Genomic DNA, 4,624 nt, shown 5'->3' with positions numbered 1-4,624 from the left:
CCCGCAAGCAGCTGACGACCTTGCTGGAGGCCGCCGCAGAGGTGATGCGCGACGCGCTGGCGCAGGGTGGCACGTCCTTCGACTCGCTGTACGTCAACGTCAATGGCCAATCCGGCTACTTCGACCGATCGCTGAATGTCTATGGCCGCGAAGAGAAGCCGTGCAGGCGCTGCGGCGCGGTCATCCGCCGAGAGAAGTTCATGAACCGCTCGTCGTTCTATTGCCCCCGCTGTCAGCCGCGGCCGCGAAGCTGACCCGCGGAGTTGAGGTATTCGAGGGGCAAAGTGTGGCGACTGCAAGACTCGGGTGCGTATTTGCGTCATCATCAGGCGCATGACCGAGCCTGAACAACCCCGCCCGTTCGAATATCCGCCAACGCCGCCGGGCCCGTATCCTCCCCACCAGGGCGGTTATCCCGGTTGGCAGGCGCCGTATCCGAGCGGTGGCCCACCAGGGATGCCGTATGCACCCGGCGGACCGTATCTGGACGCCCACGGTCAGCCCTTGTCAGACAAGAGCAAGCTCACAGCTGGACTGCTCGAGCTGTTCCTGGGTGGATTCGGTGTCGGTCGGTTCTATCTCGGCTATACCGGTATCGGTCTTGCCCAGATCGCGGTGACCTTTCTTACCTTCGGTATCGGCGGGATTTGGCCGTTCATCGACGCAATCATGATGCTGACGGGCAACGTCCGCGACGCTCAGGGACGCACGCTGCGCGACTGACAGGGGCCGCGGGCTGCAATCGGCGGCGGTCACGCACGGTAGAAATAACGTCATGACGGAACTGTGGGTGGAGCGCACCGGGGTGCGCCGTTACACCGGCCATAGCTCGCGGGGCGCGGAAGTGCTCGTCGGCTCCGAAGACGTCGATGGGGTCTTCACGCCGGGCGAGCTGATGAAGATCGCGCTCGCGGCCTGCAGTGGGATGTCCAGCGACTCGCCGTTGGCCCGCCGGCTCGGCGACGACTACCAGGCGACCGTTCGGGTGTCCGGCCACGCCGATCGTGAGCGAGAGGTCTACCCGCTGCTCGAGGAGGCGCTCGAAGTCGACCTGTCGGGTCTGGATGATGCCGAGAAGGCGCGCGTCCTCACCGTGGTCGAGCGCGCCATCGACCAGGTGTGCACGGTCGGGCGAACGCTGAAATCGGGAACGAAAATCAGCTTCCAGGTCGTCGATGTCGGGCGTTGACGTCCGGCTCACCGCGTGGGTGCATGGCCAGGTACAAGGCGTCGGCTTCCGGTGGTGGACCCGTGCGCGGGCGCTGGAGTTGGGCCTGACCGGCTACGCCGCCAACCGCCCCGACGGTCGGGTGATGGTGGTTGCGCAGGGTTCGCGTGACGCCTGTGAACGGCTGTTACTCCTGTTGCAGGGGGGAGAAACACCAGGCCACGTCGACACAGTTGTGGTCGACTGGTCGCCGCGCGGCGAAGCCATCAGTGGCTTCACCGAGCGGTAGTCTGGCTCGCCGTGTACCTCAAGAGTCTGACGCTGAAGGGCTTCAAGTCCTTCGCCTCGCCGACGACTCTGCGCTTTGAACCCGGCATCACCGCAGTGGTCGGCCCCAACGGGTCGGGGAAGTCCAACGTCGTCGACGCGCTGGCCTGGGTGATGGGGGAGCAGGGCGCCAAGACGCTGCGCGGCGGCAAGATGGAGGACGTCATCTTCGCGGGCACCTCGTCTCGTGCTCCACTGGGGCGCGCCGAGGTCACCGTCACCATCGACAACTCCGACAACGCGTTGCCGATCGAATACTCCGAGGTGTCGATCACCCGGCGAATGTTCCGCGATGGAGCGAGCGAGTACGAAATCAACGGTAGTACTTGCCGTTTGATGGATGTCCAGGAGCTACTGAGCGACTCCGGCATCGGCCGCGAAATGCACGTCATCGTAGGGCAGGGCAAGCTCAACGAAATCCTGGAATCCCGACCCGAAGAGCGTCGGGCGTTCATCGAGGAAGCCGCCGGTGTGCTCAAACACCGCAAGCGCAAAGAAAAAGCCGTCCGCAAACTCGAGTCGATGTCGGCGAACCTGGCCCGGTTGACCGACCTGACCACCGAGCTGCGTCGCCAGCTCAAACCGCTTGGCCGCCAAGCTGAAGTGGCCCGGCGGGCCCAAACCATCCAGGCTGATCTGCGTGATGCCCGGCTGCGGCTGGCCGCCGACGACGTGGTCACTCGCCAGGGCGAGCTCAACAACACCAACCAGGCCGAGGCGACACTGCGTCGCGAGCACGACGAAGCCTCGACCCGGATGACGGTGGCGTCCGAGGAACTGGCCGCCCACGAGGCGGCGTTGACGGCATTGTCCGAGCGTGCGGAATCCGCACAGCAGACCTGGTTTCGGTTGTCCGCCTTGGCCGAACGGGTCGGAGCGACCGTGCGCATTGCCAGCGAGCGTGCGCAGCATCTGGATGTCGAGACCACGTCGACCGGTGGCCCCGACCCCGACGAATTAGAGGCTGAGGCCGCCCAGGTGGCCGCGGCCGAGCAGGAGCTGCTCGGCGAGCTCGCTGCTACCCGCACCCGGCTTGACGCTGCCCGTGCCGAGCTTGCCGACCGTGAACGAGCCGCCACCGAGGCCGAGCAGGCCCACTTGGCGGCCGTGCAGGCCGAGGCCGACCGCCGCGAGGGCTTGGCGCGACTGGCCGGCCAGGTGGAGACCATGCGGGCGCGGGTGGAGTCGATCGACGACGGTGTGGCCAAGCTGTCGGAGCGCATCGAGGAAGCCGCCGCGCGTGCCCAGCAGGCCAAAGCCGAGTTCGAAACCGTGCAGGGCCGGGTCGGGGAGCTCGACCAAGGCGAGGTCGGACTCGATGAGCATCACGACCGGACGATCGCCGCGTTGCGGCTGGCCGACGAGCGGGTTGCCGAACTGCAATCCGCTGAGCGCGGCGCCGAACGTCAAGTAGCCTCCCTGCGGGCCCGCATCGACGCTTTGTCGGTCGGCCTGGAGCGCAAAGACGGCGCCGCCTGGCTCACTCAAAACCGAAGCAGTGCCGGAATTTTCGGTTCAATAGCAAAACTTGTCCAGGTGCAGTCGGGATATGAGGCCGCGCTGGCAACGGTGCTCGGCGCAGCCGCCGACGCGCTGGCCGCCGATAGTTTCACCGCGGCGGCAGATGCGGTCACCGCGCTGAAACAGGCCGACGGCGGCCGGGCCGCCATCGTGCTGAGCGACTGGCCCACACACGATCCGGCGCCGGTGGGCGCCCTGCCGGACGGCGCGCGCTGGGCACTGGACCTTGTCGAGGTGCCGACCCGGTTGCGCGGAGCGCTGGTGGCCATGCTTTCCGGCGTCGCTGTGGTCGGCGGTCTGAGTGAAGCGATGAATCTTGTTGCGGCGCAGCCACGATTGCGCGCGGTTACCCGCGACGGCGATCTGGTGGGGGCCGGTTGGGTCAGCGGCGGTTCCGACCGTAAACCCTCCACGCTGGAGATCACCTCCGAAATCGCCAAAGCGCGTGCCGAACTCACCGCAGCCGAGACGCAAACCAGCGAGCTCGTCGCAGCGCTGTCCGGGGCGATGAGCGAGCAGGCCGCTCGTCAGGACTCCGCCGAACAGGCGTTGGCTGCGCTCAACGAATCCGACGCGGCCATCTCGGCGATCTACGAACAGCTCGGGCGACTGGGTCAGGACGCCCGCGCCGCCGACGAGGAGTGGCGCAGGCTGATGCGCCAACGCGAGGAGTTAGAGACCGGGCGTGCTGAGACCCTCGGCGAACTCGGCGAACTCGAGACTCGGCTGACCAATGTCGAACAGACCCAACACGTCACCGCCGAGCCCGTGGACCGCCATCAGGTCGCGGCGGCGGCTGAGGCCGCCCGCGGTGTCGAGGTGGAAGCCCGGTTGGCGGTGCGCACAGCCGAAGAGCGCGCCAATGCCGTTCGCGGAAAAGCGGATTCGTTGCGTCGTGCTGCCGCCGCGGAGCGGGAGGCGAGAGTGCGGGCGCAGCAGGCCCGCGCCGCGCGTCAGCACGCGGCCGCGGTGGCCGCCGCGGTCGCCGACGCCGGACGGCAGCTGGCCGCCCGGCTGGCCCAAGTGGTCGGGGCGGCGTCGCAACACCGCGACGTGCTGTCCGCCGAGCGCCAGCAGCGGTCGGTGGCAATGGCCGCAGTCCGCGACGAGGTGAACACACTGGGCGCCCGGATCGGCACGCTGACCGAATCGCTGCACCGCGACGAGGTGGCCAAAGCGCAAGCGGCGTTGCGCATCGAGCAGCTCGAGCAAATGGTGCTCGAACAATTCGGCATGTCGCCCGACGTGCTGGTCGCCGAGTACGGCCCGGAGGTGTCGCTGCCGCCGACCGAGCTGGAGATGGCCGAATACGAGCAGGCCCGCGAGCGCGGCGAGCAGGTGACGGCGCCGGCCCCGCTGCCGTTCGACCGGCCCACCCAGGAACGACGCGCCAAACGCGCCGAACGAGAGCTGGCCGAGTTGGGCCGGGTTAACCCGCTAGCGTTGGAGGAGTTCGCCGCGCTGGAAGAGCGCTACAACTTCCTGTCCACCCAACTCGAGGACGTCAAGGGCGCGCGCAAAGATCTGCTGGACGTCGTGGCCGATGTCGACGCCCGCATCCTGCAGGTGTTCGCCGAGGCCTACGTCGATGTGGAGCGGGAATTCCGA

At 67.5% G+C, this 4,624-nt stretch carries 5 protein-coding genes; all 5 read left to right on the top strand.

Features of this window, described 5'->3' with window-relative positions:
- Positions 1-254: zinc finger domain-containing protein (locus tag VN856_RS27705; RefSeq protein ID WP_325695265.1), on the top strand; the 254-nt coding region annotated here is incomplete at its 5' end.
- A gap of 79 nt (positions 255-333) precedes the next feature.
- The gene (locus VN856_RS27700) at positions 334-723 is read left to right on the top strand and encodes a TM2 domain-containing protein (protein WP_325695263.1); all 390 of its coding nucleotides are present in this window, start codon (positions 334-336) and stop codon (positions 721-723) included.
- 52 nt (positions 724-775) lie between these two features.
- Positions 776-1,189: an OsmC family protein gene (locus tag VN856_RS27695; protein WP_325695261.1), complete on the top strand. Its 414-nt coding sequence runs from the start codon at positions 776-778 to the stop codon at positions 1,187-1,189.
- Positions 1,176-1,457 (top strand): acylphosphatase, encoded by a 282-nt coding sequence (locus VN856_RS27690; protein WP_325695260.1) that lies wholly within the window; start codon positions 1,176-1,178, stop codon positions 1,455-1,457. The genes VN856_RS27695 and VN856_RS27690 overlap by 14 nt, the downstream gene beginning before the upstream one ends.
- An 11-nt stretch (positions 1,458-1,468) precedes the next feature.
- Positions 1,469-4,624 (top strand): chromosome segregation protein SMC (gene smc, locus VN856_RS27685; protein ID WP_325695258.1); only part of this gene is annotated, 3,156 nt, incomplete at its 3' end.

The organism is Mycobacterium sp., assembly GCF_035603715.1.
GTDB lineage: Bacteria > Actinomycetota > Actinomycetes > Mycobacteriales > Mycobacteriaceae > Mycobacterium.
The sequence above is the reverse complement of the archived record's forward strand: the minus strand, read 5'-3'. Positions and strand labels throughout refer to the sequence as shown.

What these genes read in the sequence shown, in the direction of transcription:
- VN856_RS27695 (WP_325695261.1), top strand. Translation starts at nt 776, where the DNA reads ATGACGGAACTGTGGGTGGAGCGCACCGGGGTGCGCCGTTACACCGGC.
- VN856_RS27690 (WP_325695260.1), top strand. Translation starts at nt 1,176, where the DNA reads ATGTCGGGCGTTGACGTCCGGCTCACCGCGTGGGTGCATGGCCAGGTA.
- VN856_RS27700 (WP_325695263.1), top strand. Translation starts at nt 334, where the DNA reads ATGACCGAGCCTGAACAACCCCGCCCGTTCGAATATCCGCCAACGCCG.